Source organism: Candidatus Competibacter phosphatis (assembly GCF_012939995.1).
Taxonomy (GTDB): Bacteria; Pseudomonadota; Gammaproteobacteria; order Competibacterales; family Competibacteraceae; genus Competibacter; species Competibacter phosphatis.
Window position 1 is genome coordinate 26503 of record NZ_SPMZ01000040.1, and the last position, 25959, is coordinate 52461.

A 25959-nucleotide genomic window follows, 5' to 3' on the forward strand; every position below is an offset into this window, starting at 1 on the left:
GAGGGTTAGTGAGCCGGCGCGCGCGGGCCGAGGCGAAACCGGCGGCGCCTGCTGGGTGCCGCCGATCGTTACGAGAGAGGAGTAGCGTTCAGGTCGCTGCCGCCATCGCGGCGATGGCGTCGGCCATGCTCACCACGCGGCGGGCGCTTTCGACGTGGAGGTTCTCGACCAGCCGGCCGTTCACCACCACCACGCCCTCGCCACGCGCCGCCGCCGCCGCATGGGCTTCGATGATTTGTCGCGACCAGGCCACGTCTTCCGGCTTCGGGGTGAAGACCGTATTGCAGGGACCCACCTGCTTGGGGTGAATCAGCGTCTTGCCATCGAAACCGAATTCGCTGCCCTGGCGGCAGGCGAATTCGAAACCAGCGTCGTCGTTGAGATCGAGATAGACGCCGTCCAGGATGGCCAGCCCGGCGGCGCGAGCGGCCAGCAGACACAGCCCGAGCGAGGTGACGAACGGCAGGCGTTCGTGGGTATGGGCGCAATCCAGTTCCTTGGCCAGATCGGAGGTCCCCATCACCAGGCACTCCATGCGCGACGAGGCGCGGGCGATCCATTGCGATTCGAGGATACTGCGCGGAGTTTCCATCATCGCCCAGATCGTCATATTGGCCGGTGCACCGTTGGCGTTCATGATCGCTTCCATGTGGTGGATGGCGTCGGCGCTCTCCACCTTGGGCAGCAACAGGGCGTCGGCGCCCGACTTGGAGGCCATGGCGATGTCTTCGTAGCCCCAGCGAGTGGACAGGGCGTTGACGCGGATGATGGTTTCGCGCATGCCGAAACCGCTGGCGGCGACCGCCTCGCACACCTGCTTGCGCGCCAGTTCCTTGGCATCGGGCGCAACGGCGTCTTCCAGATCGAGAATCAGACCGTCGGCCGGCAGGGCGCGGGCCTTTTCCAGGGCGCGGGCGTTGGAGCCAGGCATATACAGCACGCTGCGGCGGGGACGCGCGGATTTGGGCATAACGGTTCTCCTGTGAGGTTGGGGGTGCGCGGGCTTGGAGCGCCCGCAAGATTCGGCAAAGATTAGCGCAACCGGGACATGGCCGAAAGCCTGTAAAGTTTATATTGTCTTTTCCCGCTCAAGGGCAAAAAAGAGGTTCATATTAGTTTTTTTTCCGCTAATTCCGTAATCTACTGTCCTTGTCCCCTTGCGGATCACGGCCGTGAACCCGACACGGCGGTGGATCGGGTCGCAAGGCGTGTCAACTCTCAGTGAGCGGAGTGAAGCTTATGATTCCCCAAGTCAAGACCATTTTGTACACCACGGCCCTAGGCAGTCACACCCGACCGGTATTTCGGTTCACCGTGGGTTTGGCCAAGCAGCTTGGCGCCAGAATCATTCTGCTGCATGTGGTCGAGCCGCTGAGTAATTCGGTGCGGTTTCTGATCGATTCCTATCTGAAGCCGGACGCGGCGAAGGATCTACACCAGCAGGCCAGCGCGGGTATGCTGGAGAAGATCCGTCAGCGGATGGAAGCGTTTTGCGCGGAGGAGCTCGGCGCCACGCTTGAGCAGACGGAGGTGATCGCGGAAGTTCGCGTGGCCAGCGGTTTGGCGTGCGAGGTAATCCTGTCCGAGGCCGATCGACACAATGTCGATCTGATCATCATGGGCACGCATACCGGTTCCGGCATGCGGACCGACCTGCTGGGTTCGACCACCCGTCGGATTACCCTGACGTCGAAGCGCCCGGTGCTGGTCGTTCCGGTCGCGGACAGCGAAAATACGGAATGGGCCAAGCCGTTGATCTGATGGATCGGTGGGTGGGAGCAAGGCGGGAGCAACCCGCCTTGCGGCGGTGGATCTAGTGCCCCAGCCCGTCCAGATACTTGTCGGCATCCAGCGCGGCCATGCAACCGCTGCCGGCGGAAGTGATGGCTTGGCGGTAAACGTGGTCGGCCACGTCACCGGCGGCGAATACCCCCGAGGTGCTGGTGGTGGTGGCGCCACCCTCGGCGCCGCCCTTGACCAGGAGATAGCCGTTGCGCATCTCCAACTGACCGGCGAAGAGATCGGTGTTCGGCTTGTGGCCGATGGCGACGAACAATCCTTGCAGGGCGATGTCCTCGGTCTGGTCGGTCTTGACGTTGCGCAACCGGATGCCGGTCACGCCGCTGTCGTCGCCGAGCACCTCGTCCAGCACGCTGTCCAGTTGCAGCCGGATCTTGCCGGCGTCAACCTTCTCCATCAGCTTGTCGACCATGATCTTCTCGGCGCGGAACTGCTGGCGGCGATGCACCAGCGTGACTTCGCTGGCGATGTTGGCCAGGTACAGCGCTTCCTCGACTGCGGTATTGCCGCCGCCGACCACCGCCACCTTCTGATTGCGATAGAAGAAACCGTCGCAGGTGGCGCAGCCGGACACGCCCTTGCCCATGAAGGCCTGTTCCGACGGCAGTCCCAGATACTGGGCCGAAGCGCCGGTGGCGATGATCAGGGCATCGCAGGTGTACTCGCCGGCATCGCCGCTCAGCCGGAACGGCCGTTGCTCCAGGCGGGCGGTGTGGATGTGATCGAACACGATCTCGGTGCCGAACCGCTCGGCGTGCCGGCGCATGCGGTCCATCAAATCCGGCCCCTGCAAGCCCTCGACGTCGCCGGGCCAGTTGTCCACTTCGGTGGTGGTGGTCAGTTGCCCGCCCATTTGCAGGCCGGTGACCATGACCGGTTGCAGATTGGCGCGGGCGGCATAGACCGCCGCCGTGTAGCCGGCCGGGCCGGAGCCCAGAATCAACAGGCGGCAGTGTTTCGGTGTATTGCTCATCGCTGAGTCTCCCCATCGTGCGTGGTGGCGGACAATGCCGGAACGCGAGCGTCCGGGTCGGGCGCTGGCGTGCGGACACTGCGGTAATCCTGACCCCTGCTTTCCTGTAAGACACCCTCTCCCGGTGAGGAGAGGGTTGGGGTCGGGTGTTGAGATTTACAGCGCGGAGGCGTTTTCGGCCAGGTAGGCGGCCACGCCATCGGCGGTGGGCTTCATGCCCTTCTGGCCTTTCTTCCAACCGGCCGGGCAGACTTCGCCGAATTCCTCGGTGAATTGCAGGGCCTCGACCAGGCGCACCATTTCATCCACTTCGCGGCCGAGCGGCAGGTTGTTGACGATCTGCGCCTGCACCACGCCCGCCTTGTCGATCAGGAAGGAACCGCGCAAGGCGACGCCGGCCGGATGTTCGATGCCGTAAGCCTGGGTGATTGCATGCTTGACGTCGGCGACCATGGGGAACTGTACCGGACCGATGCCGCCCTTTTCGGGAGGCGTATTGCGCCAGGCATAGTGCGTGAACTGCGAGTCGATGGAGACCCCCACGACTTCCACCCCGAGTTCCTTGAACTTGGCGATGCGGTGATCGTGGGCGATGATCTCGGACGGGCAGACGAAGGTGAAGTCCAGCGGCCAGAAGAACAGCACCACATACTTGCCGCGCAGATCGGACAGCTTGAAATCTTCCTTGATCGAGCCGTCCGGCATGGCGGCGGCGGCGGTGAAGTCCGGGGCGGGCTGGGTGACTAATACGCTCATGTGCATGGCTCCTTGGAGGGTTGTCGAAGGTTGGGATCAATGAACTGGGATGTAGCTTAAGCGAGGATCGCTCATTATGGAAATTGAATCATACAAACGTGGCGATAGCTATTTGCTAATTTGTTCGCCGGGCTTGTAACGTGCCTGTCATGAAGATTCCTTAATAAGGAGCTGCGGCGATCGCTCCGCCGGGAGTTTGGGACGATTCGAGTAAATTCAAGAGGACTCATGAACGCAAAGCATATTTTAATCGTGGAGGACGAGCAGCCGATCCGGGAGATGATTTCCTTCGCCTTGGCCGGGGTCGGCTACGAGGTGCGGGAAGCCGCCGACGCTCGCCAAGCGCAGGCTGCCATCTCCGAACGCCTGCCCGATCTCATCCTGCTGGACTGGATGCTACCCGGCATCAGCGGCATCGATTTTGCCCGGCGTTTGAAAAAGGAAGATTTGACGCGCGAGCTGCCGATCATCATGTTGACCGCCCGCGCCGAGGAGGAAGACAAGGTGCAGGGCCTGGAAAGCGGTACCGACGACTATATCACCAAGCCCTTTTCTCCGCGCGAGCTGGTGGCGCGCATCCGGGCGGTGCTGCGACGTGGCGGACCGGCGGCGGAGGACGAAATCCTGCATGCCAACGGACTGTCCCTGGATCTGGCCAGTCATCGGGTGAGTGCCGGCGAGGCGCTGCTGGATGTGGGGCCGACTGAATACCGGCTGCTGGAGTTTTTCATGTCTCATCCAGAGCGGGTTTACAGTCGCGGCCAGTTGCTGGATCGCGTATGGGGCAGCAACGTCTATGTCGAGGAACGCACCGTGGATGTGCATATCCGGCGGTTGCGCAAGGTATTGGAGCCCCACGGCTACGAGGTGATGATCCAAACGGTGCGCGGTGCCGGCTATCGGTTTTCGACCCGGATCTAGCGTGTCCCGTTCCTGGTGGTCGCTGCTGCGACGGCAGGCTCTGATCCTGCTGGGCGCCGCGTGGGCCGGCTGGCTGGCGGGTCATCCGCTGGGTGCTCTGCTGCTGGCCACGCTGGGCTGTCTGGCCTGGCAGATGTGGAAGCTGCGACAACTGGAGCGCTGGCTGCGCGAGGGGCGGGATGGCGGCTCGGTGCCGTTCAGCGGGTTGGTGTGGGCGGATATCGGCGCCCATGTCGCGCGCCTGCGTCGGCAGAGCCGCAAGCGCAAACGTAAGCTCAGTCGGCTGCTGAAACAGTTTCAGCAGGCCACCGCCGCGTTGCCGGACGCCGCCGTGGTGCTGAGCGAAGACGACCGGATGTTGTGGTGCAACGGCGCCGCTCACACCTTGCTCGGCTTGTCGCCGAACCGGGATATCGGCTTGCCGATCACGCACTTGATGCGCCATCCTGGTTTCGTGGCGTTCTTGACGCAGCGGCGCCAGCGCGACAGCGTGGAGTTTCCCGCGCCGGTGGATGACGACGTGCTGCTCAGTGCCCGCGTCGTGCCTTACGGCAAGAAGCAGCGGCTGCTGCTGGCGGCGGACATCACTCGGGTCCGCCAGTTGGAGCAGATGCGGCGCGATTTCGTCGCCAACGTCTCGCACGAACTGCGCACGCCGCTGACGGTGATCAGCGGTTATCTGGAGACTCTGCTCGACAGCGAAAGCCCGGCACTGGCGGCATGGCGGCAGCCATTATCGGGCATGCAACAGCAATCCAGGCGCATGTTGCACATCGTCGAGGATTTGTTGATGCTGGCACGCCTGGAAACCCAGCGCGAACGGCCGCCGCGCAAACCGGTGCCGGTGCCGGTGCTGCTGACCGATATCGCCGGGGACGCCATCGCTCTCAGCGGCGAGCAAGGCCATCGGATCGAGGTCGACGCCGACCCGGCATTGTGGCTGCTCGGTTGCGAGAAGGAATTGCGCAGCGCGTTTTCCAATCTGGCGTTCAACGCGGTGCGCCATACTCCGGCGGGCGGGCGGATCCAAATCCGCTGGTTCGCCGATACCAGCGGCCTGCATCTGGTGGTGGAGGACAACGGCGAAGGCATTGCCTCTCAGCACCTTCCGCGACTGACCGAGCGCTTCTACCGGGTCAACCGCGACCGCTCGCGCGGCAGCGGCGGCACCGGGTTGGGGCTATCCATCGTCAAGCACGTTCTGCACAATCATGGCGGCCAGTTGCGAATCACCAGCGAATTGGGCGTGGGTAGCGTGTTTACCTGCGATTTTCCAGGGGAGCTACGGGTAGAACCGGCCATCGTCACGCCGGCATGTCACGGGCCCGCCGCCCGATGTTAAGCTGACGGCGTTTTCACCGAGGAGTGTCCGATGAAATTACTGCTGGTCCGTCATGCCATCGCCGAGGATGCGGAATCGTCCGGCGCCGGTGCCGACGCGCTGCGGCCGTTGACCGAAATCGGCCGGAAAAAAATGCGCAAGGGCGCCAACCGCCTACGTTCCCAGGTGGATGGGATCGATGTTCTGGCGTGCAGCCCGCGGCTGCGGGCGCGCGAAACCGCCGGAATCATCGCCCGCGCTTTTGGCGACCTGCCAGTGCTGGAGCGTCCCGAACTGGATTTTAGCTGTCCACCCGAAGCGGCGGCGGCATGGCTGGGACAGTACCCGGCCGAGGCGGTGCTGGCGGCGGTGGGCCACGAACCGCATCTGGGTTTGCTAGCCGGCCTGCTGCTGACGGCGATACCCTGTCCGTTGATCGCCTTTCGCAAGGGTGGGGTGGCATTGCTGGAATTTCCCGGCCGGGTCGCGCCAGGCGAAGGTGTGTTGCACTGGGTATTGACCGCCGGCCAGTTGCGCGGCCTCAAGCAGGATTGAAGGGGAAGCTGCCGTGTCTACCGACGTCGTCGCCGCCATCGATCTGGGTTCCAACAGTTTCCACCTGATCGTCGCCCGGATCGCCAACGGCCATGTGCAGGTGCTGGACCGATTGCGCGAAATGGTGCAATTGGCCAGTGGTCTGGACAACCGCAACCGCCTGTCCGAGGAATCGCAGCAGCGTGCCCTGGACTGTCTGGCGCGCTTTGGCCAGCGTCTGCGCCATCTCGCTCCCGAACAATTGCGCATCGTCGGTACCAACACCCTGCGTCAGGCTCGCAACAGCACCGGGTTTTTGAGCCGCGCCGAGCAGGTGCTGGGGCACAACATCGAAATCATCAGTGGTCAGGAAGAGGCGCGACTGATCTATCTGGGGGTCGCGCACAGCGTCGCCGACATCGCCGGCCGGCGATTGGTGGTGGATATCGGTGGCGGGAGCACCGAACTGATCGTCGGCGAGAAATTCGATACCCGCTCCCTGACCAGCTTGAAGATGGGCTGTGTCAGCCTAAGCCGGGCCTGCTTCGACGACGGACGGATCAGCGAATCCCGCCTGCGCGAGGCGGAATTGTTGGTACGCTTGAAGTTGGAACCGGTTTGCGAGGAATTCCGGGCGCTGGGCTGGCAGGTGGCGACCGGCGCTTCCGGTTCGATTAAGGCGATCCATGAAGTAATCATGAAGGAAGGATGGAGTCGCGAGGGGATCACACTGGAGGCATTGCGGCGTCTGCGCGCCGCGCTGCTGGAAAGCGGACAGACGGCGGCCTTGGCCGCGCGCTGGCAACTGGAATCGGCCCGCGCCCGGGTGTTCACCGGCGGATTCGTGGTGCTGCATGGCTTGTGCGAGGCGCTGGGCGTGAGCCGAATGGAGGTGTCCGATGGCGCATTGCGGGAAGGGGTCATTTACGACCTGCTGGGCCGCATCCGCCATGAGGACGTGCGCGATCGCACCATCGCCGCGGTCATCGACCGTTACGGCCTGGATCGAGCGCAGGCCGAGCGGGTCAACGCGACCGCTCAGGCGCTGTTGAATCAGGTGCGGGATCGTTGGGGTCTGACAGCGGAAGAATGGATGCACAATCTGGATTGGGCGGCTCGCCTGCATGAGATTGGCCTGCTGCTGACGCACGATCTCCATCACAAGCATGGTGCCTATATTCTGCAACATGCCGAACTGCCGGGGTTCTCGAACAGCGATCAAACGCTGCTGGCGGCGCTGGTCCGTCGCCACCGGCGGGGATTTTCGGCGGGCGCGTTCCAGCATTTGCCCAAGGAGGTGGCGCCGCTGGCCCAGCGCTTGGGCGTGTTGCTGCGGTTGGCGGTGGTGCTGCATCGTAGCCGTAGTCGCCAGCCGCTGCCGTCGCTGGAGCTGGGCGTCAGCCAGCGCCGCCTGGATTTACGTTTCCCGGCGGGGTGGCTGGACGACCATCCGCTGACGCAGGCCGACCTGACGGCGGAAGCGCGCTATCTGAAAAAGGCCGGTTTCCGCTTGGCGTTTGGCTGAGAGCTTGTGAAAAAAATCTTTTTTCTCGGATGATCCGTAACAAACGGTAGCCGACAGGGGAAGAGGAAAAGACGGCTACCCACTCAAGGTGGGACACTTAACTGCTGCCTGCGAAGCTCAACACCCATCAGTTTATCCAAAATTAGTGGAACCAAGCATCTCAACAGGTTCTCGGCAACATGAAATCGAGCTCCAGTGCCACGGTCCAATCCCCCCATGAATATCCCTCGGAAACCTTATGACCTGCTTCGCTCGTTCTCGGCGCTCAGCCTGCTGACCATCGTCATCATCAGCACCGTGTCGGCGATCTTGCTATCCCGGTTTTTGCGAGAGACCTTGCTGGAGCGCAACGGATTGCTGACCTTGGAGTTTGTCCAGAGCATCGCTCAGTCACAAAACACCAGCCAGTATTTCAGCGAACCGGACTCGGCCAAACGTCAGGGACCACTTGACGATTTTTTCAACCGAATCGCCCACATGCCCGACGTGGTCCGCGCCAATGTCTACTCCCGCGACCGCATGGTGCTCTGGTCCACCGAAAAGCCGCTGGTGGGCCGGCAATTCCCCGAAAACAACCCGGAACTGGACGAAGCCCTGGGTGGCCATCTGGCCTTCCACACCGGACGGGTCGCAGCCCATGGCAAGAGCGAGCACATCCTGTTCGCTCCGGAAGTGGAAGAATTCGTCGAAAATTACATCCCCATCCATGGACCGGACGGTACCGTGGTCGGGGTGGTCGAACTCTATAAACTGCCGCGCATTCTCTGGGAAACCATCGCCCGGGGTCAGCGGCTGATCTGGATCAGCGCGGCGCTGGGCGGATTGTTTCTCTATGCGGTGCTGTTCTGGATCGTGCGCCGCGCCAGCCGAACGATCGTGGACCAGCAGCAAGCGCTGGTCGAGGCCGAACAGTGGGCGATGGTCGGCGAACTGGCCGCCGCGGTGGCGCACAGCCTGCGCAATCCGTTGGCGGCCATCCGCTCTTCCGCCGAATTGGCCGTTGAAAGCGAAGACGCCGCGACCCGCGAATGCCTGGGCGACATCATCGTTCAGGTGGACCGCATGGAAACCTGGATTCGTGACTTGCTGCTCTACTCGCACCAGCCCGACGGCAACGCTCAAACCGCCAATCTGAACGAAACGTTCAGGCAGAGTTTGACTGGATTCGGCGACCGCTTCGCCCGACGGGACGTCGCCTTGCAGGTCACCTTGCCGGAACCGTCGCCACAGGTGCGCGCCGATCCGCACCTGCTGGGACAGGTATTCAACAGCCTGCTCGCCAACGCCCTGGAGGCGATGCCAAACGGCGGTCAACTGCAAGTGAGCGTGGAGCGGCGCGGCCGCCAGATCACCCTGGCCATGAACGATACGGGGATCGGCCTGTCGCCCGAACAACTGGCCAGCGTTTTCAAGCCTTTCGTCAGCTACAAACAGCGGGGACTGGGCGTGGGTCTGGCGCTGGCGCGGCGCATCGTCCAGCGCTACGGCGGTCGGCTTGAACTGCGCAGCCAGCCCGGCGCGGGCGCCACCGCTTACCTGCAACTGTCCCTGGCCGAGTAAACCCCATGCCGCACGCCGTACTGATCATCGACGACGAGGAAACCCTGGCCAAGAACATCCGCGCCTATCTGACCCGTCACGGTTATGAAGCCCGCGCGGCCGGCAGCGGCGAGGAAGGACTGGCCATGCTGGACAGTTTCAATCCCGACCTGATCTTGCTGGATTTCCAGTTGCCGGGCATGGACGGCCTGGAGATCCTGCGCCGCGTCCGCACCGCCGCTCGTCATGTCAAAGTGGTGATGATGACCGCTCATGGCGGGGTGCCGGTCGCGGTGGACGCCATGAAGGCCGGCGCTTACGACTACCTGACCAAGCCGCTGGCGCTCGGTGAACTCAAATTGCTACTGGACAAGGCCATCGGTCAGGAACAGATGGAAGGCGCCCTTGCCTACTACCAGAGTCGACAGGCGGAGCGCAGCGGACTCGACAAACTGCTTGGCGAATCGCCGCCCATGCAGGCGCTCAAACGCAAAATCCGACAATTCATCGAGGCGGAAGAGCGGCTGACCGAGGGCGAACCGCCGGCGGTGCTGATCACCGGCGAAACCGGTGCCGGCAAGGAACTGGTGGCGCGCGCCTTTCATTTCGAGGGACCGCGCCGCGACCGACCCTTCGTCGAATTGAACTGCGCGTCCATCCCCACGCCACTGCTGGAGGCCGAATTGTTCGGCTTCGAGCGCGGTGCCTTCACCGATGCCAAGGAACGCAAACTGGGACTGGTGGAAACCGCTCATGGCGGCACCCTGTTTCTGGACGAAATCGGCGAGATGGAACCGGCGCTGCAAGCCAAGTTGCTTAAATTGCTGGAGGATCGCAGCCTGCGCCGGCTGGGCGGCCTGCGCGACCAGAAAGTGGATATCCGGGTGATCGCCGCTACCCATCAGCCGCTGGAGGAACGGGTCCGACAGGGGCAGTTCCGCTCCGATTTGTTCTTCCGCCTGCGCGTCATTCATATCGCATTGCCGCCACTGCGGGAGCGCGGCGAGGATATCGCGTTGCTGACTCAGGCTTTTCTGGTCAATCTGGGGCGACGCTATGGCCGCGCCGGGCTACGGCTGACACCAGTGGCCGAACAGGCGCTGCGGCGCTATACCTGGCCGGGCAATGTGCGGGAACTGCGCAACAGCATCGAACACGCGGTACTGCTGGCGGACGAAGGAGTGATCGACCTGGGCCATTTGGCCCTCTGCCCGGCGTTGTTGCCAACGCCCTCTCATGACGATTCCACCCTGCTTCCCGGCCCGGATTTTCCCGAAGAGGGCATCGACCTGGAAAAGCTGGAGCAACGGCTGATCGTGCAGGCATTGCGCAAAACCGGCTGGAATGTCACCCGCGCCGCCAAGCTGTTAAGCCTGTCGCGGGACACGCTGCGCTACCGGATGGAGAAATACCGGCTGTCGGCCGAGGAAATCTGACAGCATCGGCGCTCCACTTCCCCTTCATGCTTGTCCTGGCCTTATCCTCCACCCTGGGGCCATTCCCCCAGAGGACCGGGGCATATCCCCCACCCAGCCTCATCCTCTCCCCACCACATCGTCGATGAAAAACAGTATCTTAATTAAAAACAATAAATTATATAGATAATGTTCGCCTGATCTTATCTGGCACGCGCCTTGCGATTACCCGGTCAGATCCGATTCTTCCTCTGACCACGGGTGAAATCATCATGTACGCTCTGAAAGCCGTCGAATCCTGTATCCAATTGCTGGACTGGGCCAATCCCGCCACCGGCCATTCCGAACCCCTGACCGGAGAGCGGCTGACGCGCGCCAAGAGCGCATACAGTACCCGCCGGGTGGATCTCATGTCAGCCGTCAACCTCTTGCAAGGTGACGTGGTACAACCCCACGCAGGCGACTTGGTGTTGGCGCGGGTGGAAAAAATCGGCCAGCATTCGCGAATCGAACTGCCCAGCGGGCGACGCGCCCAACTCTACCCCGGCGACGAAATCATCGTTTGCTATGGCAATCGCTACGCCCCGGACCAGTTCGAGGCCGTGGTGCCAGACCATCTTGGCGAATGTTCGCTGGTCGCCGCCGGCGGCATCGCCGCTCAGTTGCTATCCCGGCACAGTGGCATGAAGCGCCCCACCACGATCCGGCCACTGGGCCTGTTGGCGGACATCCAAGGCCATCGGCTGAACCTGATGGATTGGGCGCTGCCGCGCATTCCTTCCTCCCTGCACCGGCCTTATACCCTGGCGGTGGTCGGCACGGCCATGAACGCCGGCAAGACGACGACTGCCGCCAACCTGATCAGGGGTCTGGTTCAGACCGGCCAGCGGGTCGGCGCGGCCAAGGTCACCGGCACCGGCGCCGGTGGCGACCGCTGGACGTTGCTGGACGCCGGGGCCGAGCGCGTGCTGGATTTCACCGACGCCGGTTATGCCTCCACCTATCAGGTGACCTTGCCGCAGGTCGAAACCATCCTGCACCAGCTCACCGCCCACCTGGCGATCGAACCGCTCGACACCTTGGTGCTGGAAGTCGCCGATGGTCTGTTCCAGACCGAAACCGCGCAACTGCTGGCCTCGCCGGCCTTCGCCCGCCGAGTGGACGGTATCGTGTTCGCCGCCGGCGACGCGCTGGGCGCACTGGCCGGCGTGGAGTGGTTGCGGCGTTTCCCCCTGCCGGTGTTGGCCGTCAGCGGCTTGTTGACTGCCTCGCCGCTGGCCTGCCGCGAGGCGGTGACCGCCACCGGTCTTCCGGTGCTGACCCAAGACCAGTTGGTTCGCGGTCAATGGCGACCGGAGCGCGACGCGGCCGAGGACGGCTGGCCGGTCTGCCGGTTTCCGCGCCGCGACGCCATCGTCGCCAGCGCCTACCGATGAAACCGCCACAGTCCCCGACTCCCTTGGGCAGCCGGTGGCGCCGCTGGCTCTGGCTGCGCTTGGCCGCGAATGGCTTGGGTCAGGCGCTGACCGCGCTCTTCGCCACGGTGCTGATCGGCCATGTCGTGGACCATTGGCTGCGCCAGTCGGCGGTGCTGACGCTGGCGCTGGCCGGTCCGGCGCTGGGATTGGTCTGCACCGCCGCCATCCATGCCTGGCTGCGGCTGCGAGAACGAGTGGATGCCGAACAGCTTGGACAGGATTACGCTTACCGGATGCGGCTGGCTCTGTTCGATCGTCTGGGCACCTTATCGCCCCGTCTAGCGCAGAGGCGTGGGCGTGGCGGATTGTTGCTGCGTTTCATCGGCGATTTGACCGCGCTGCGGCAATGGACCAGCCTGGGGTTGGCCCGGTTGAGCGTCGCGGGAACGACCGCGCTGGCTGCCTTGCTGGGATTGGCCTGGCTGGATGCGGCGCTGGCGCTGGCGATTGCCATGCCGCTGATCGCCGGCATCGGCGCGGCGCTGTGGCTCGGCGGACCGCTGCGGCGGGCGGTGCGGGAAACCCGCCGCCGGCAGTCGCGGCTGGCCAGCCAGGTTCATGAGCAGATCGCGGCCCTTTCGGTGGTGCAGGTTTGCAATCGAACCCAGAGCGAACGACGGCGGCTATCCCGACAGGGCCAGCGCCTGCGCGACGCCATGCTGGCGCGGGCGGCCATCAGCGGCCGATTGCGGGCGATCACCGAGGTGACCACCGCCCTGGCGACGTTGATGGTGCTGATGACCGGTGTGATCGAAACCGCTTATGGTTTGAGCACGCCGGGAACGGTCATCGGCGCCATGGCCATTGTTCACCTGCTGCTGCCGGGGGTGCGCGACCTGGGTCGCGCCCACGAATATTGGCACGGTTATCAAGTAGCACAGGAAAAAATCCGGCAATTCATGGAGCTGCCCAGTCTGTCGGTGGAAAGGCCCGACGCTCGGGCATTGGTTCCGGCCAACGGTCGGCTGGAGTTCGATGCCGTCGGCGTGAATGGTGTCCTGGAGGAGCTCGGTTCGAGCGCCGGGCCGGGCCGGATCATCGCCATCGTCGGTCCCAACGGCGCGGGTAAATCGACCTTGCTGAGCTTGGCGGCCCGTCTGTTCGATCCGGATCGGGGAACCGTGCGCCTGGATGGGCAAAACCTGGCCGACTGCACCTTGGCGTCGATCCGACGGACCGTCGGCATGGTCAGCGACGAACTGCCATTGCTTAGGGGCAGCATTGCCCGCAACCTGCGTTACCGCTGGCGGAACGCGCCGGATGAAGAGGTGGCGCGAGTTTGCGCCCTGTGTGGGGTGGACCAGTTGCTGCAAACCCTGCCGGCGGGCGAACGGACCGTGTTGCAGGAGCGCGGCGCCAACCTGTCGTTGGGGCAGCGGCAGCGCATTGCCCTGGCGCGGGCGGTGCTCGGCGATCCAAGCGTGCTGCTACTCGACGAGCCCGACGCTCATCTCGACACCGATTCCAGCGCTGTGCTGGATCGAGTGCTGGCGCGGTATCGCGGCACGGTATTGATGGTGACTCACCGGCGGGAACGGCTGTTTCAAGCCGATGAAATCTGGCACCTGGCGGATGGGCGGCTGGTCGAGACCGGTCCGCCGTTACGGCTGCTCAACGGCGACGGGCCAACCCGTCATTTGTTCGGGACGGAAACCCAGCCTCGGGCCGCGGTGGGGTAGGATCATGTGGTTGATGTCGTTCGACGCGCCGCCCGCTCCGGCGATTGTGGAAATAACCGTCGCGGCTCCCCCGACCTCGGCCGCTTTCCAGACCGCCTTTACGCCTTCGGCCCCGTCGCCCACCCACGGCGTTGTTCAGCGTTGGTCGAAGAGCGATCCGGCGCAAGCTTACTACCTGTACGTTCCGCCTGGAGTCGGCGGCAATGCTCCAGTGCTGGTCGTCGTTCACGGCGTGTCCCGCAACGCCGAGGAGCAGGTGCGCCGTTTTCGGCGGCTGGCTCGCCAATATGGGGTGGTGCTGGTCGCGCCACGGTTTCCCACCGACCGCTTCGCCGACTACCAGCGCCTGGGTTTGACCGGGCAGGGTGAGCGGTCCGACCAGGCGCTACAGGCGATCCTGACCGAGGTGCGGCACCAGACCGGCATCACCGGCCGCCTTTACCTGTTCGGCTACTCGGGCGGCGGCCAGTTCGTCCACCGCTACGCGATGGCCCATCCCGAGCAGGTGGCGGCGGTCGCCATCGGTGCCGCCGGTTGGTACACCTTCCCCAACCCCCAGGTTCGCTTTCCGTGCGGCTTGAAGATCAGCCGCCGGACGGGGACACGGTTTCGGCCAGAGCGGTTTCTGCGCATCCCGATGGCGGTTTTCGTCGGCGAACACGATGTTCGGCGCGGCAAGGACCGGCCGGAACTGAGGCAAACCGGCAGGGTGGATGCCCAACAGGGATTGACCCGGCTGGAGCGCGGCGATCGCTGGATCGACGCGATGCGCGCCGCCGCCCGGGATCGGGGGTTGGATACACCCTATCGCTACGAGATTCTACCCCACGCCGCTCATTCCTTCGCCGCCAGCATGAAACGGGGCGGACTCGGCGCGCGGGTGTTCGATTTTCTGTTCGGTCCGCCGCCGACCTGACTTCGATGCGGCTGACCGCGCGTCTCTCCAGCGGCCGGGTCCCAACTTGGCCGTGCGCTTGACGGCGCCAACCAGCCTGAGGTTTCGACGTCGGCGAGCTCGATCCCATTTTCCGATTACGGGAGCAGATTCGAGGGGGTGGGCGCGGATGTTGAACCGGATGCCGGGTTCAGAAACGGCTGCAGCAACAAACCGTACAGGCGGGTGGCCCGCCGGTCGCGAAAGTACTCCAGCCCGATGGTCATGCCGGCATGACCGTCGCGCGGCTGGTCGCGGTAAGTGCCGAACAGCCGGTCCCACCAGGGCAGGTTGAAGCCGAAGTTGCTATCGGTTTCCTCCGGTCGGATCGAGTGGTGGACCCGGTGCATGTCGGGCGTGACCAAGATCCAGCGCAAGGCCCGGTCCAGCCGTCGCGGCAGCCCAACGTTGCCGTGGTTGAACATGGCAGTGGCGTTCAGGATCACCTCGAACAGCATGACGGCCACCGCCGGCACGCCGAGCAGCGTGACCAGCACCAGCTTGATCAGCATCGACAGCACGATTTCCAGCGGATGAAAGCGCAGCGCGGTGGTGACGTCGAAATCCAGGTCGGTGTGGTGCATGCGGTGCAGCCGCCAGAGCACCGCTACTTTGTGGAAGACGACATGCTGGGTGTAAATCGCCAGATCCAGTATCAGCAGGGAGGCGGGCAACGCCAGCCAGAATGGCGCATTCAGCCCGTGAAACAATCCCCAGCCCCGCGCCGCCGCCAGTTCGGCCGCCCCAACCGCCAGCACCGGAAACACCAGCCGCAACACGACACTGTCCACCACGATGATGCCGAGATTGGCGGGCCAGCGCCGCGCTCGCGGCAGACTCAAGGCGCGGCGCGGTTTGCGCCGTTCCCACAGCATCATCGCCAGCAGGACGGCGAAGAAGCACGCCAATCGGATGATGGGTTCGTTGTGGTGCAATGCGGTCATGGACGGATTCCATTGAGTAACCCTCTCCTGCTCAGGGAGAGGGAAGATCGGCTTGGGCTATAATGTCGCGCCCCTATGAATACGACGATCGTTTGACCCTCCGTACCGAAGGATAATCCCATGTCTCGATTCGCTCAGATCATTCCCGGCCAGTTTCCCGGCGCTCGCCCGCGCCGGATGCGCCGCGACGATTTTTCGCGCCGGCTGGTGCGGGAAACCGTGCTGACACCCGCCGATCTGATTCAGCCCCTGTTCGTGATCGAGGGCGAGAAGCGGCGCGAACCCATCGCCTCGATGCCGGGCGTGGAGCGCCTGAGCGTGGACGAGTTGCTGTGCGAGGCCGAGACGCTGGCCACTCTCGGCGTACCGGCGGTGGCATTGTTTCCGGTAACGCCGCCCGAGGCCAAGTCGCTGGACGCCGCCGAGGCGTATAACCCGAAAGGTCTGGCGCAGCGGGCGGTGCGTGCGCTCAAGGCGGCGGTCCCGGAATTGGGCGTGATCACCGACGTAGCCCTGGACCCGTTTACCAGCCATGGCCAGGACGGGCTGGTGGACGAAACCGGCTACGTGCTGAACGACGAAACGGTGGCGGTGCTGGTGCGGCAGGCGCTGTCGCACGCCGAGGCGGGCGCGGACATCGTGGCGCCTTCGGACATGATGGACGGGCGCATCGCCGCCATCCGTGAGGTACTGGAATCCAACGATCTCATCCATACCCGGATTCTGGCCTATTCCGCCAAGTACGCCTCCAGCTTTTACGGGCCGTTTCGCGATGCGGTCGGTTCGGCCGGCGCGCTCGGCAAAGGCAACAAATACAGCTACCAGATGGACCCGGCCAACAGCGACGAGGCGCTGCGCGAAGTGGCCCTGGATCTGGAGGAGGGCGCGGACATGGTGATGATCAAGCCGGGGCTGCCTTATCTGGACATCGTGCGCCGGGTCAAGGACCAGTTCGCCGTGCCCACCTTCGTTTACCAGGTCAGCGGCGAATACGCCATGTTGATGGCGGCGGCCGGCAATGGTTGGCTGGACGAGCGAGCGGTGGCGATGGAATCGCTGCTGGCGATCAAGCGGGCCGGGGGCCGATGCGATACTGAGTTATTTCGCCGGGCGGGCGGCCGGTTGGCTGCGAACGGCATGAAAAACTGGAAAGTGCTGCTGCTGGTCGCGGCGGGCGTGGCCATGAGCGGGTTTTTCCTGGCGATCATGCGCCCGCCCGGTGGTCAATCCACCGTGCCCGGACGGGATTTGCCCTGGCAGGTGGCGGTTGGCGAGAACGGCGCGAGCTCGACCGTATTTGGCCTGACCCTGGGCCAGAGCACGCTGCGGGATGCGGTAGGCAAGCTGGGCCGGCGCTACGAGATCGGAATTTTTCAGGAGCGGGATCGGGGACTGAGCCTGGAAGCCTATTTTCGGGATGCGGTGGTTGGTGGCTTAAATGCCCGATTGGTGTTGTCGGCGCGCTTGCCCGAGGAGAGACTGGCTGCCTTCCGCGCCCATGCCGGCGCGGGTCAGCCCACTGCCAGCGGTGACCGCCGCTATTCGCTGACCGAAGCCGATCACGAGCTGGCGCTGGACGCGGTGGTGACCGCCATCACTTTCTTGCCGGTGGTCAAGTTCGACGCCGATCTGGTGCGCAAGCGTTTTGGCGAGCCGGCCGAACGTCTGCCCGTTCAGGATGGCATGCACTGGCTGTACCCGCCGCTGGGATTGGATTTGTTGCTCGGCGACAATGGCGGGGCGTTGTTGCAATACGTGCCGCCGGCCAAGTTCGAGCAACGGTTGCGGACCCCGTTGCGTGACCGAGAGAGCGAGGAACGACCATGACTGTCTTACTGGACCACTATGCCGTGATGGGCAACCCCATCGCCCACAGCAAGTCCCCACGGATTCATGCGCTGTTTGCCGCTCAAACCGGCCAGAATCTCGAATACCGCGCCATTCTGGTGGAAGCGGACGGCTTCGCGGCGGCGGCGCGAGCGTTCCGGGATGCCGGCGGCAAGGGGCTGAATGTGACCGTGCCGTTCAAGCAGGATGCCTGGGTGTTCGCCGACCTGCTCAGCGCGCGCGCCGAACGGGCCGGAGCGGTGAATACCCTGGTCTTCGATGCCACTGGAGTGCGCGGCGACAATACCGATGGACCGGGTCTGGTGCGCGATCTGACCGGCAATCATGGTTGTCCGCTGGCGGACAAGAAGATTTTGCTGCTGGGGGCGGGCGGCGCGGCGCGTGGGGTGTTGCAGCCGCTGCTAGCCGAACGGCCGGCACAACTGGTGATCGCCAACCGCACGGTGGCCAAGGCGGTGGAACTGACCTTGCGCTTCAGCGACTTGGGACGAGTATCCGGCTGCGGCTTCGCCGATCTGGCTGGGCGCCGGTTCGATCTGATCGTGAACGCCACGGCGGCGGGTTTGCACGATGCCGTGCCGCCGTTGCCGGACGGCGTGCTGGCGACGGATGGCTGGTGCTACGACCTGATGTACGGCAAGGAGCCGACCGCCTTCGTGCGCTGGGGATGGGCGCAAGGCGCCGTCCATTCCCTGGACGGGTTGGGGATGCTGGTGGAACAGGCGGCGGAATCGTTCCATCTCTGGCGCGGGGTTTGGCCGGAGACGAAGCCGGTGATCGAGGCGTTGCGGGCGCGGTGAGAGGGGGCAACGAGGCGGTGGGCAGGCTCTGGAACGACTCGCGGCGAACAGGGTCACGGTCATCCCGCCCATCCGCCGTTCCCACGAGGTGCGCGGCCTATCCTCGCCACCCCCCCGCCAGCGCCGCCGGGGGATCGGCCAGCGATTGAAACCGCGCCAGCCGTACCACGTTGCGCTGGCGATGACCCAGCAGCGGCATGATGCCCCGCGCCAGCAGCGCCTGCATGGCCCGTTCGCCGAGCAGAACTTCGGTGCCCGGCTGCATCCGCCGTTCCTCGGCTTCTCCATACACATGCGCCGGCAGATCGTCCAGCTCCAGCACGTCGCCGGGGCTGAAATCCCAGCCGTTCTCCGCGAACGCCGCCGCGATCAGCCGCGCGCAGGCGAAGGCTGGATTGCCCCATAGATAAGCGTCGGGATCGCGGCCCAGCGGCATTTCCTCGAACTCCAGTTGTTCGACCGGTTCGGTTTTCTGGCCGTAGGGCAGCCGCAGCAGCACCCGAGGCAGCGCCAGCCCCAGCCAGGGCGCGACCTCGGTCTGGCGCAGTGCCTGCCAGTGCTGTTCGGCGGCGGCGGGCAGCGGCGTCCATTGCGTGGGGTCGGCCAGCTCGGCGGCGGACGCGCAGCCCAGTGTGTTGGGATCGGCCGCCGCCAGGAACGGACCGCCGGCGTGGGCGGCCACCGATCCCAGCGCCGCCAGCAGGGCGATATCGTCTGGCGCGGCGCCGAACGCGTAGTCTCCCACCAGCAGCGACCAGGGTTGGCTGTCGGGCAACTGGACTTCCCGGTCGATCAGCAGCGTGTAGAGGCTGGTGGCGCGCGGTTGACCGGCGGCGGTGCGCAGGTCGGCGAGCAGCTCCTGCTTGGTGACGTCGAGCAGGTCGACGCGCAACAGGTCGCTGTCGAGATTGGCGACCAGGTCCCGCACGCCGCGCCAGGTCGCCTCCAGGGCCTGGAACGCCGGTTGGTGCAGGATCGCCCGCAACTGCTCGCCGATCGCCGCGTCCACCGCCTCGATCCAGGCTTCCTGGCGCGGATCGGTCCGCACGATATGCGGTTGAACCACCGCTTGCAACAGGGTGTTGATGGCCGCCGTTCCCACATCGGTCGCCGGTCGCGTCGACGGTGGCTCGGGTGTCTTGCCCAGCAGGCGTTCGAGCAGGGCAGCGTCGTCTTCCGTGGCGGCCGATTCCGGCTTGGCGGGTTCCTGGGGTGGCGCGGGGCTCAGTTCGGCGACGGCTTGGGCGAAGCTGGCCGGATTGAGCAGGCGGGCGCGGCTGCGACGCAGGGACTGAAACAGCTCCAGCCGCTGGTAAAGCGCATCGGGATGAAAGTCGTCGAGCTGGGCGAAGCCGATCGTCAGCGCCGCCCCGCCGGCCCCGCCGTTCAACGTCAGCCGCAACTTCGGCGCCAGCCGGGCCATGACCGCGTCGAGATTGTCGGCGTTGGCCGTCAACAGCGGCCGGCTGCTCAGCTCCAGCAGGGCGGAAGGGCTCTCCCGCCGCGCTCGTCCGCTGAAGTCGGCCATGACCAGCACGCGCAGCGGAGTATCGGGATCGCGGCGGTGGGACCGCGAAGCGGAACGGGGCAGTTCGAATTGAAATTCCATTCGGCCTGGCATGGCGCGAGCTCTCCGGAGCGATGACTGATGCCGCTAAGTCTAGTGCGATTTTGGTGGCTTTGGCGATGGGTGACCCGCCGCTTTTTTGCCCCGGTTTTGCTGCTACACTCAACAACGGGGCTGCGTCGCGCAGCGGGTTTGTGGAGTTCGAGGGTATGGCTACCGCCACGCAAAAACACCGGATGATCGCCGTCAACAGCGTCTTGGGCGAGGATGCGCTGTTGTTGGGACGCATGACCGTCACCGAGCACATGGGCCGGCTGTTCGAGTGCGAGTTGGAACTGTTCAGCGAGAAAACCGACATCAAGCTGGCGGACGTACTGGGCACCAACATGACGGTTCGCCTGGAACTGCCCTATAAGCAAGGTACCCGCTACTTCAATGGCCTGGTGACCCGCTTCAGCTATATCGGCACCCGGGGCCTGCGCTACGGGGCCTATCGCGCCACGCTCAGCCCCTGGCTGTGGTTTCTGACCCGCACCGCCGACTGCCGGATTTTCCAGAACAAGAAAGTGCCCGACATCATCAAGGACGTGTTCCGGGAGCAGGGTTTCACCGATTTCAAGGACGCCCTGAGCGGCAGTTACCGCGAGTGGGAGTACTGCGTGCAGTATCGGGAAACCGATTTCAATTTCGTCTGCCGGCTGATGGAGCAGGAGGGCATATACTGCTTTTTCAAGCACGAAAACGGCAAGCACATACTGGTGCTGGCCGACAACTACGGCTCCCACGAAAAATTCCCGAAATACGAAACCGTGCCTTATTTCCCGCCGGATACCCACGACCACCGCGAGCGGGATCACTTGTACGAATGGCACGTCATCCAGAACGTGCAACCGGGCGTCTATGCCCTGAACGATTACGATTTCACCGCCCCGCGCAAGAACTTGCGCTCGGTGTTGAACAAGCCCAAGAACCACGCCCTGGCAAACATGGAGATCTACGACTATCCGGGTGAATACACCGACCCCGGCGATGGCAGCAGCTATTCCAAGATCCGGCTGGAGGAATTGCTGGCCCAGCACGAGGTCGCCCGTGGGGAGGGTAACGCCGCCGGACTGGCGGCCGGTTACCTGTTCAGCCTGAGTAACTGCTCGCGCGAGGATCAGAACCGCGAATATCTGATCGTGTCCGCCGTGCATCAGCTCGAATCGGACGAGTTCGAATCCTTCCTGGAAGGCGGAATTTCCGGCAAACCGCATCGGAGCGAGATCACCGCCATCGAGGCCAAGCAGCAGTATCGCGCGCCGCGCGTCACCCCCAAGCCGGTGGTGCAGGGGCCGCAAACCGCCACCGTGGTGGGTCCCGGCGGCGAGGAAATTTACACCGATCAGTACGGGCGGGTGAAATGCCAGTTTCACTGGGACCGCTACGGCCAGGCCGACGAGAACAGCTCCTGCTGGATTCGCGTCTCGCAGATGTGGGCGGGCAAGCAATGGGGCGCGATGAACATCCCGCGCATCGGTCAGGAAGTGATCGTGGACTTCCTGGAGGGCGATCCCGATCAGCCGATCATCACCGGCCGGGTCTACAACGGCATCAACATGCCGCCCTACGGTCTGCCGGCCAAGGCCACCATGTCTACGCTCAAGAGCAATTCCAGCAAGGGCGGCAACGGCTTCAACGAGATCCGGCTGGAAGACGCCAAGGACAGCGAGCAGATGTTCATTCATGCCCAGCGCAACCAGGACATCCGGGTCAAGAAGGACACCTTCGAGTGGATCGGCAACGAGCGGCATCTGATCGTCAAGGCCGACCAGTTGGAAAAAGTGGAAGGTAATCAGCATCTGACCGTCAACGGCGATCAGAAAGCCAAGGTCGACGGCACGGCCTCGCTGAAGATCGGCGGCGATCAAAAGGAGCAAATCGGCGGTGACCAGCACCTCAAGGTCGGCAGCCGGCAGAACATCAAGGCCGGCGGCACGATTTCGGTCGATGCCGGCATGGATTTGCAGCAGAAGGCCGGCATGAAGTGCGCCGTGGACGCCGGCATGGAAGTGCATATCAAGGGCGGCATGAACGTGGTGATCGAAGCCGGGCTATCGCTGACCATCAAGGTTGGTGGCAACTTCGTCAACATCAATCCGGCGGGTGTGTTCATTCAAGGCACCTTGGTCATGCTCAACAGCGGTGGCGCGGCTGGTTCCGGCGCCGGTTGCTCGCCGGCCCCACCGTCGCCACCGGCGCCACCGACGGCACCCCAGGAAGCGGCTACCGCCGAATCCGGTCAGGTCAGCGATGCCCAGGCCGGAGCCCAGGCCCAACAGCAAAGCCAAAGTCTGGATTCGGCCAGCGTCGGTGATGTCGAACTGTTGGATGACGGGCTGCCGGCCGGCAGTGGATCGTCGGCCACGCCGCCGCCCGGCACCTCCAGCCCACCGCCACCATCGCCGCAAGCGCAGCAGCAAGCTGCGCAAGCCCAGGCGGCTCAGAATGCCAGCGATAGCGGCAAGCCTGCTTACCAACCGCCGCCACCGGCTCCGCCGCGAGGAGGGAGAACCACCAATGATTGATGAATTGGCCGTGCTGACCGACTTGCCAGAGACGCGCGTCCGCCATCGGATGGATCGGCGCGGTTGATGGTCGCCAGAGATAGCGCGCATGGCTAAGCACGATCCCTCCGATATCTTGACCCGGCACCTGTTCGCCGATGCCGGCGCCCGAGTCTATGCGGTGCTGGACGGTGCCGCCATTTCCGATCTGCCACAGGCATTACGGGAGCACCGGATGGACGCGGTCTGTTTGTATCGCGGCGAGCTGATTCCCGAACTGGCCCGAGTGGCGCCGTATCAGGTCATCCTGGAACGAGAATCTCCCTTTACGGCTTGGCTGCTCCGGCAGGGTTGGGGGCGGCATTGGGGTATCTTTGTCCTCAGCCCGGCGGAATGGCGGCCGATGCGCGAGCATTTGTGCAGTCTGACCATGGCTTACGATCCAGACTATCAGCCGCTGTATTTCCGCTACTACGATCCCCGGGTGTTGCGCATCTATCTGCCGACCTGTGACGCCGACGAGTTGCGGACGCTGTTCGGCCCGATTTCCCGCCTGCTGTGCGAGGACGAAGAAGGCAAGCTGCTGAAGTTCTGGGTCGCCGGCGGTCAGCTCGGTAGCGAACGGATCGAGCTGGAGTCGCCGGCGTGGCCTGCGGCGGGCGGGTCGGGCCAGGGCACGGAGAAGGGATAAGCGATGCTGGTGATACGCAAGTCGCAGGTGAAGGTTTTCGAACAGGTCGCGGTGCAACGCTTCGAAGCCGGCCTGTTGGATCATCTGCGAACCTTTTTTCCAGAACAGGCCGCCGCGTTGGGTACCGCCCAGTTGGGCAAGGTCGTGCGCTACGGTTTGCAGCGGGCCGAAAGCCGGGGTTTGCGGACCGAGCGCGGCCTGTATCTGTACCTCGCATTGATGTTCATGCTGGGTAGCGCGTTCGACGAAGACCCGCAACTCGCCTGGATGCCGCCGCTACAACCGCCCGCGCCGCCGCCACCCGCCGAGGAACCGCAACAAGCGACACCTCCAGTCGAGGCGGCTCCGACTCCGGCCACCGTGCCGCCACCCGAGGAAACCGAGCCCGCGCCGCCGCCGGAAACGCCCGACACCCGCATCGTGCCGTTGTACGAGCAAGCGATGGCGTTTCTGGATCGGACGGCGGGGCCGGACAACGAGTTTTTGCGGCACACGCTGAGTGTGCTGCGGCATCCGCAGGTGTTCGAGGGACTACCGGCCGCGCCCAGTTTCGGCCATCGCGTGTTGTTGCTGTTGCAAACGCTGGCCCCGGAGAAGTACAAGGCGCTCGGCGAAGGGGCGTTGCGCGCCTTGGTGCGCTCCGGTTACGAAGCCGCCAAGTATCACGGCGTCACCACCGAATCCGGCATGATGAATTACTTGGCCTTGGCCTTCGTGCTGGGCAGTGGTTTCGATCGAGATCCCCTCTATCCCTGGGCGGCGACGGTATTGACCGATCCGGCCTTGGCCGATCCGGCGCAAAGGGGGGCAGTCCTGCGGGAAACGGCCCTGAAGGCTCTGGAAAAATGTCTGCCCGCTGGTTCTCGCCGGGCCGAGCAGAGCGCCATCGCGCTGGCCAAGCCAGCCAAATCCTACCGGCGGATCGTCGAGGAGGCGCCTGATGGGTTCTCGCCACCCGTCACACCCATACTAGATCCTGCTCCGTGATGGAACAGCACCTCAGCGACATTACCCGCGTCATTCAACTCTCGGTTGCTCCGGCGTTTCTCCTGGTGGCCATGGGAACGTTGATCAACATTCTGGCGGCTCGGTTGGCGCGGATCGTGGACCGCCGGCGCGTAGTCCAAGAACGGTTATGTACGCTCACGGATGAAGCGGCGGCGGAACAGCGACAAGAGATGAGGCACTTGATCCGCCGGGGCAATCTGATCTATTTCGCCATTCTGTGCGCCGTGTTGGGCGCGCTACTGGTGTGCCTGGTGGTGGCGGGGGGCGTTTCTGGGGGCGCTGCTGTCGGTCGAGTTGGCCCAGGTCGTCGCCGGCCTGTTCGTGCTGGCGATGGTGGCGATGGTGGTTGCCTGGAGTCTGTTCCTGTACGAGGTCTCCCTGGCCGTCTGGGCGGGCACTCATAATCGCCGGTAAGCGGGTTCGATGACGGGATCGGGGTCACACCAATATCTCCACGCATGGCGGATGGCCGAGAAACGCGGTCGGGCTGGCGGTCAGCCCATAAGCGCCGGATTGGAACACCACGATCAGGTCGCCGATGTCGGCTTTCGCCAGTTCCATCCGATCGGCCAAAATATCCAGCGGCGTGCACAGCGGCCCGACCACCGAGACCGTCTCCCGTTCGGCGCCGAGCACCCGGTTACCGACCACGACCGGATAATTCTTGCGGATCACCTGGCCAAAGTTGCCGGATGCCGCCAAGTGATGATGCAAACCGCCATCGGTAATCAGGAAGGTATGGCCGCGCGATACCTTGCGGTCCACCACCTCGGCCACGTAGATACCGGCTTCGCCGACCAGATAGCGACCCAGTTCCAGTACCACTTGCGCCTGGGGTACCCGCGCCTTGACCACCGGCAGCCAGCGCTCCAGATTGGTGGCGATCGGCGCCAGATCCAGCGGCCTGTCGCCGGGGAAGTAGGGAATGCCGAAACCACCGCCGATGTTGAGCAGGCGCAGCGGTCCCGGCGCCTCGGCCGCCAGCCGCAGTGCCAGTTCGAAGCTGCGGTCGTGCGCTTCGACGATGGCCTCGGCGCGTAGATTCTGCGAGCCGGTGAAGATGTGAAAGCCCTGAAAATCCAGTCCCAATTCGCCGATTCGCCGTAGTAGGGCCGGGACCTGCTCGGCGTCCACCCCGAACGGTTTGGGTCCTCCGCCCATCTTCATCCCGGAGGTTTTCAGCTCGAAATCCGGGTTGATCCGCACCGCAACCTGGGGTTGCCGACCCTGTTCTTGTCCCAGCCGCGCCAGCGTTTCCAATTCACCGGGCGATTCCAGGTTAACGGTGATGCCGGCGGCGATGGCGGCGGTCAGTTCCACTGGGCGCTTGCCGGGACCGGCGAAGCTGATCCGGCTCGGGCTCGTCCCGCTGTCCAAGGCGATGCGCAGTTCGCCCAGCGAAGCGACGTCCAGTCCGTCCACCAATCCAGCCATGTGCTGAACCACCGCCGGCATCGGGTTGGCCTTGACGGCGTAGTGCAATTCGATGGCTGGCGGCAGCGCACCGCGCAGCAGCGCCATCTTTTGGTCCAGCAAGCGGCGCTCGTAGGCATAAAACGGCGTTTGTCCGATCCGCGCCGCCAGTTGGGTCAGCGGCATGCCGCCGACCCACAAGCAGTCGTCGACGACCGGAAACTGGCTCATGGGCCAGTGCGTGGGGCGGGTTTTACCCATCGCGCA

Annotated in this window: 22 protein-coding genes and 2 pseudogenes; 18 read left to right on the forward strand and 6 right to left on the reverse strand. The window is 64.3% G+C overall.

What is annotated here, in order from left to right:
- Positions 1-88: 88 nt before the first annotated feature.
- Entirely contained in the window at positions 89-970 is an 882-nt protein-coding gene (locus tag E4P82_RS13875; RefSeq protein WP_169249444.1) for an HpcH/HpaI aldolase/citrate lyase family protein, read from the reverse strand.
- 269 nt (positions 971-1239) lie between these two features.
- Between E4P82_RS13875 and E4P82_RS13880 the strand changes: the two genes are divergently transcribed.
- On the forward strand, positions 1240-1761 hold the full coding sequence (locus E4P82_RS13880) for a universal stress protein (protein ID WP_169249445.1): 522 nt from the start codon (positions 1240-1242) through the stop codon (positions 1759-1761).
- Between the two features lie 52 nt (positions 1762-1813).
- Here the strand turns inward: E4P82_RS13880 and trxB are convergent, their stop codons facing one another.
- Both trxB and E4P82_RS13890 read right to left on the reverse strand, forming a co-directional pair.
- Positions 1814-2773: a thioredoxin-disulfide reductase gene (gene trxB, locus E4P82_RS13885; RefSeq protein ID WP_169249446.1), complete on the reverse strand. Its 960-nt coding sequence runs from the start codon at positions 2771-2773 to the stop codon at positions 1814-1816.
- Between the two features lie 156 nt (positions 2774-2929).
- On the reverse strand, positions 2930-3529 hold the full coding sequence (locus tag E4P82_RS13890; RefSeq protein WP_169249447.1) for a peroxiredoxin: 600 nt from the start codon (positions 3527-3529) through the stop codon (positions 2930-2932).
- A gap of 228 nt (positions 3530-3757) precedes the next feature.
- Here E4P82_RS13890 and phoB point away from each other — a divergent pair, with 228 nt between their 5' ends.
- From phoB to E4P82_RS13935, 9 genes are all read left to right on the forward strand, one after another.
- Positions 3758-4450 (forward strand): phosphate regulon transcriptional regulator PhoB, encoded by a 693-nt coding sequence (gene phoB, locus E4P82_RS13895; RefSeq protein WP_169249448.1) that lies wholly within the window; start codon positions 3758-3760, stop codon positions 4448-4450.
- 1 nt (position 4451) lies between these two features.
- Positions 4452-5792 carry a phosphate regulon sensor histidine kinase PhoR gene (gene phoR / locus E4P82_RS13900; RefSeq protein WP_169249449.1) on the forward strand — a complete coding sequence of 447 codons (1341 nt, stop codon included), beginning with the start codon at positions 4452-4454 and terminating at the stop codon, positions 5790-5792.
- Positions 5793-5822: 30 nt separating this feature from the next.
- Positions 5823-6326: a SixA phosphatase family protein gene (locus E4P82_RS13905; RefSeq protein WP_169249450.1), complete on the forward strand. Its 504-nt coding sequence runs from the start codon at positions 5823-5825 to the stop codon at positions 6324-6326.
- Positions 6327-6339: 13 nt separating this feature from the next.
- The gene (gene ppx, locus E4P82_RS13910) at positions 6340-7830 is read left to right on the forward strand and encodes an exopolyphosphatase (RefSeq protein WP_169249451.1); all 1491 of its coding nucleotides are present in this window, start codon (positions 6340-6342) and stop codon (positions 7828-7830) included.
- A gap of 216 nt (positions 7831-8046) precedes the next feature.
- The gene (locus tag E4P82_RS13915; protein ID WP_169249452.1) at positions 8047-9390 is read left to right on the forward strand and encodes a sensor histidine kinase; all 1344 of its coding nucleotides are present in this window, start codon (positions 8047-8049) and stop codon (positions 9388-9390) included.
- Between the two features lie 5 nt (positions 9391-9395).
- Positions 9396-10805 (forward strand): sigma-54-dependent transcriptional regulator, encoded by a 1410-nt coding sequence (locus E4P82_RS13920; RefSeq protein WP_169249453.1) that lies wholly within the window; start codon positions 9396-9398, stop codon positions 10803-10805.
- A gap of 251 nt (positions 10806-11056) precedes the next feature.
- Positions 11057-12220, forward strand: a complete 1164-nt coding sequence (locus E4P82_RS13925) for a DUF1611 domain-containing protein (RefSeq protein WP_169249454.1) — start codon at positions 11057-11059, stop codon at positions 12218-12220.
- Entirely contained in the window at positions 12130-13941 is a 1812-nt protein-coding gene (locus E4P82_RS13930; RefSeq protein ID WP_246327590.1) for an ABC transporter ATP-binding protein, read from the forward strand. Before E4P82_RS13925 ends, E4P82_RS13930 begins: the two co-directional genes overlap by 91 nt.
- A 13-nt stretch (positions 13942-13954) precedes the next feature.
- A complete protein-coding gene (locus tag E4P82_RS13935; protein WP_211203152.1) occupies positions 13955-14857 on the forward strand; it encodes a PHB depolymerase family esterase in 903 nt (300 codons plus the stop codon).
- Positions 14858-14973: 116 nt separating this feature from the next.
- Here E4P82_RS13935 and E4P82_RS13940 read toward each other — a convergent pair whose 3' ends face one another.
- Positions 14974-15819 (reverse strand): sterol desaturase family protein, encoded by an 846-nt coding sequence (locus E4P82_RS13940; protein ID WP_169249456.1) that lies wholly within the window; start codon positions 15817-15819, stop codon positions 14974-14976.
- Between the two features lie 120 nt (positions 15820-15939).
- On the opposite strand from E4P82_RS13940, the pseudogene hemB reads away from it, so the two are divergent.
- The 3 genes and pseudogenes from hemB (at position 15940) to aroE (ending at position 18467) form a co-directional block, all read left to right on the forward strand.
- Positions 15940-16960, forward strand: a pseudogene (gene hemB, locus E4P82_RS21500) (porphobilinogen synthase).
- Positions 16957-17646: a hypothetical protein gene (locus tag E4P82_RS21505; protein WP_211203153.1), complete on the forward strand. Its 690-nt coding sequence runs from the start codon at positions 16957-16959 to the stop codon at positions 17644-17646. The pseudogene hemB and the gene E4P82_RS21505 overlap by 4 nt, the downstream one beginning before the upstream one ends.
- Positions 17643-18467 (forward strand): shikimate dehydrogenase, encoded by an 825-nt coding sequence (gene aroE, locus E4P82_RS13950; protein ID WP_169249458.1) that lies wholly within the window; start codon positions 17643-17645, stop codon positions 18465-18467. Before E4P82_RS21505 ends, aroE begins: the two co-directional genes overlap by 4 nt.
- 97 nt (positions 18468-18564) lie before the next feature.
- Here the strand turns inward: aroE and E4P82_RS13955 are convergent, their stop codons facing one another.
- Entirely contained in the window at positions 18565-20088 is a 1524-nt protein-coding gene (locus tag E4P82_RS13955; protein WP_169249459.1) for a type VI secretion system contractile sheath domain-containing protein, read from the reverse strand.
- A 155-nt stretch (positions 20089-20243) separates the two neighbouring features.
- On the opposite strand from E4P82_RS13955, the gene E4P82_RS13960 reads away from it, so the two are divergent.
- The 5 genes and pseudogenes from E4P82_RS13960 to E4P82_RS22875 all read left to right on the forward strand — a co-directional run bounded on the left by E4P82_RS13960 (position 20244) and on the right by E4P82_RS22875 (position 24693).
- Positions 20244-22601: a type VI secretion system Vgr family protein gene (locus tag E4P82_RS13960; RefSeq protein ID WP_169249460.1), complete on the forward strand. Its 2358-nt coding sequence runs from the start codon at positions 20244-20246 to the stop codon at positions 22599-22601.
- A gap of 88 nt (positions 22602-22689) precedes the next feature.
- Positions 22690-23271, forward strand: coding sequence for a DUF4123 domain-containing protein (locus E4P82_RS13965; RefSeq protein WP_169249461.1), 582 nt, complete (start codon positions 22690-22692; stop codon positions 23269-23271).
- A gap of 3 nt (positions 23272-23274) precedes the next feature.
- Entirely contained in the window at positions 23275-24258 is a 984-nt protein-coding gene (locus E4P82_RS13970) for a hypothetical protein (protein ID WP_169249462.1), read from the forward strand.
- A gap of 71 nt (positions 24259-24329) precedes the next feature.
- Positions 24330-24479 (forward strand): annotated as a pseudogene (locus tag E4P82_RS22870) (DUF2721 domain-containing protein); the annotation flags it as partial.
- Positions 24480-24600: 121 nt separating this feature from the next.
- Positions 24601-24693 (forward strand): hypothetical protein, encoded by a 93-nt coding sequence (locus tag E4P82_RS22875; RefSeq protein ID WP_312915123.1) that lies wholly within the window; start codon positions 24601-24603, stop codon positions 24691-24693.
- A gap of 24 nt (positions 24694-24717) precedes the next feature.
- Here E4P82_RS22875 and E4P82_RS13980 read toward each other — a convergent pair whose 3' ends face one another.
- Positions 24718-25953, reverse strand: coding sequence for a pyridoxal-dependent decarboxylase, exosortase A system-associated (locus E4P82_RS13980; RefSeq protein ID WP_169249463.1), 1236 nt, complete (start codon positions 25951-25953; stop codon positions 24718-24720).
- Positions 25954-25959 lie beyond the last annotated feature (6 nt).

Excerpts from the sequence above, each read along its gene's own strand:
- E4P82_RS13925 (WP_169249454.1), top strand. The coding sequence starts at position 11,057 with ATGTACGCTCTGAAAGCCGTCGAATCCTGTATCCAATTGCTGGACTGG.
- E4P82_RS13940 (WP_169249456.1), bottom strand. The coding sequence starts at position 15,819 with ATGACCGCATTGCACCACAACGAACCCATCATCCGATTGGCGTGCTTC.
- aroE (WP_169249458.1), top strand. The coding sequence starts at position 17,643 with ATGACTGTCTTACTGGACCACTATGCCGTGATGGGCAACCCCATCGCC.
- E4P82_RS13930 (WP_246327590.1), top strand. The coding sequence starts at position 12,130 with ATGGCGACCGGAGCGCGACGCGGCCGAGGACGGCTGGCCGGTCTGCCG.
- phoB (WP_169249448.1), top strand. The coding sequence starts at position 3,758 with ATGAACGCAAAGCATATTTTAATCGTGGAGGACGAGCAGCCGATCCGG.
- E4P82_RS13890 (WP_169249447.1), bottom strand. The coding sequence starts at position 3,529 with ATGAGCGTATTAGTCACCCAGCCCGCCCCGGACTTCACCGCCGCCGCC.
- E4P82_RS13915 (WP_169249452.1), top strand. The coding sequence starts at position 8,047 with ATGAATATCCCTCGGAAACCTTATGACCTGCTTCGCTCGTTCTCGGCG.
- E4P82_RS13965 (WP_169249461.1), top strand. The coding sequence starts at position 22,690 with ATGGCTAAGCACGATCCCTCCGATATCTTGACCCGGCACCTGTTCGCC.
- trxB (WP_169249446.1), bottom strand. The coding sequence starts at position 2,773 with ATGAGCAATACACCGAAACACTGCCGCCTGTTGATTCTGGGCTCCGGC.
- E4P82_RS13955 (WP_169249459.1), bottom strand. The coding sequence starts at position 20,088 with ATGCCAGGCCGAATGGAATTTCAATTCGAACTGCCCCGTTCCGCTTCG.
- E4P82_RS13935 (WP_211203152.1), top strand. The coding sequence starts at position 13,955 with ATGTCGTTCGACGCGCCGCCCGCTCCGGCGATTGTGGAAATAACCGTC.
- E4P82_RS13960 (WP_169249460.1), top strand. The coding sequence starts at position 20,244 with ATGGCTACCGCCACGCAAAAACACCGGATGATCGCCGTCAACAGCGTC.
- E4P82_RS13880 (WP_169249445.1), top strand. The coding sequence starts at position 1,240 with ATGATTCCCCAAGTCAAGACCATTTTGTACACCACGGCCCTAGGCAGT.
- E4P82_RS13970 (WP_169249462.1), top strand. The coding sequence starts at position 23,275 with ATGCTGGTGATACGCAAGTCGCAGGTGAAGGTTTTCGAACAGGTCGCG.
- E4P82_RS13875 (WP_169249444.1), bottom strand. The coding sequence starts at position 970 with ATGCCCAAATCCGCGCGTCCCCGCCGCAGCGTGCTGTATATGCCTGGC.
- E4P82_RS13980 (WP_169249463.1), bottom strand. The coding sequence starts at position 25,953 with ATGGGTAAAACCCGCCCCACGCACTGGCCCATGAGCCAGTTTCCGGTC.
- E4P82_RS21505 (WP_211203153.1), top strand. The coding sequence starts at position 16,957 with ATGAAAAACTGGAAAGTGCTGCTGCTGGTCGCGGCGGGCGTGGCCATG.
- E4P82_RS13905 (WP_169249450.1), top strand. The coding sequence starts at position 5,823 with ATGAAATTACTGCTGGTCCGTCATGCCATCGCCGAGGATGCGGAATCG.
- E4P82_RS13920 (WP_169249453.1), top strand. The coding sequence starts at position 9,396 with ATGCCGCACGCCGTACTGATCATCGACGACGAGGAAACCCTGGCCAAG.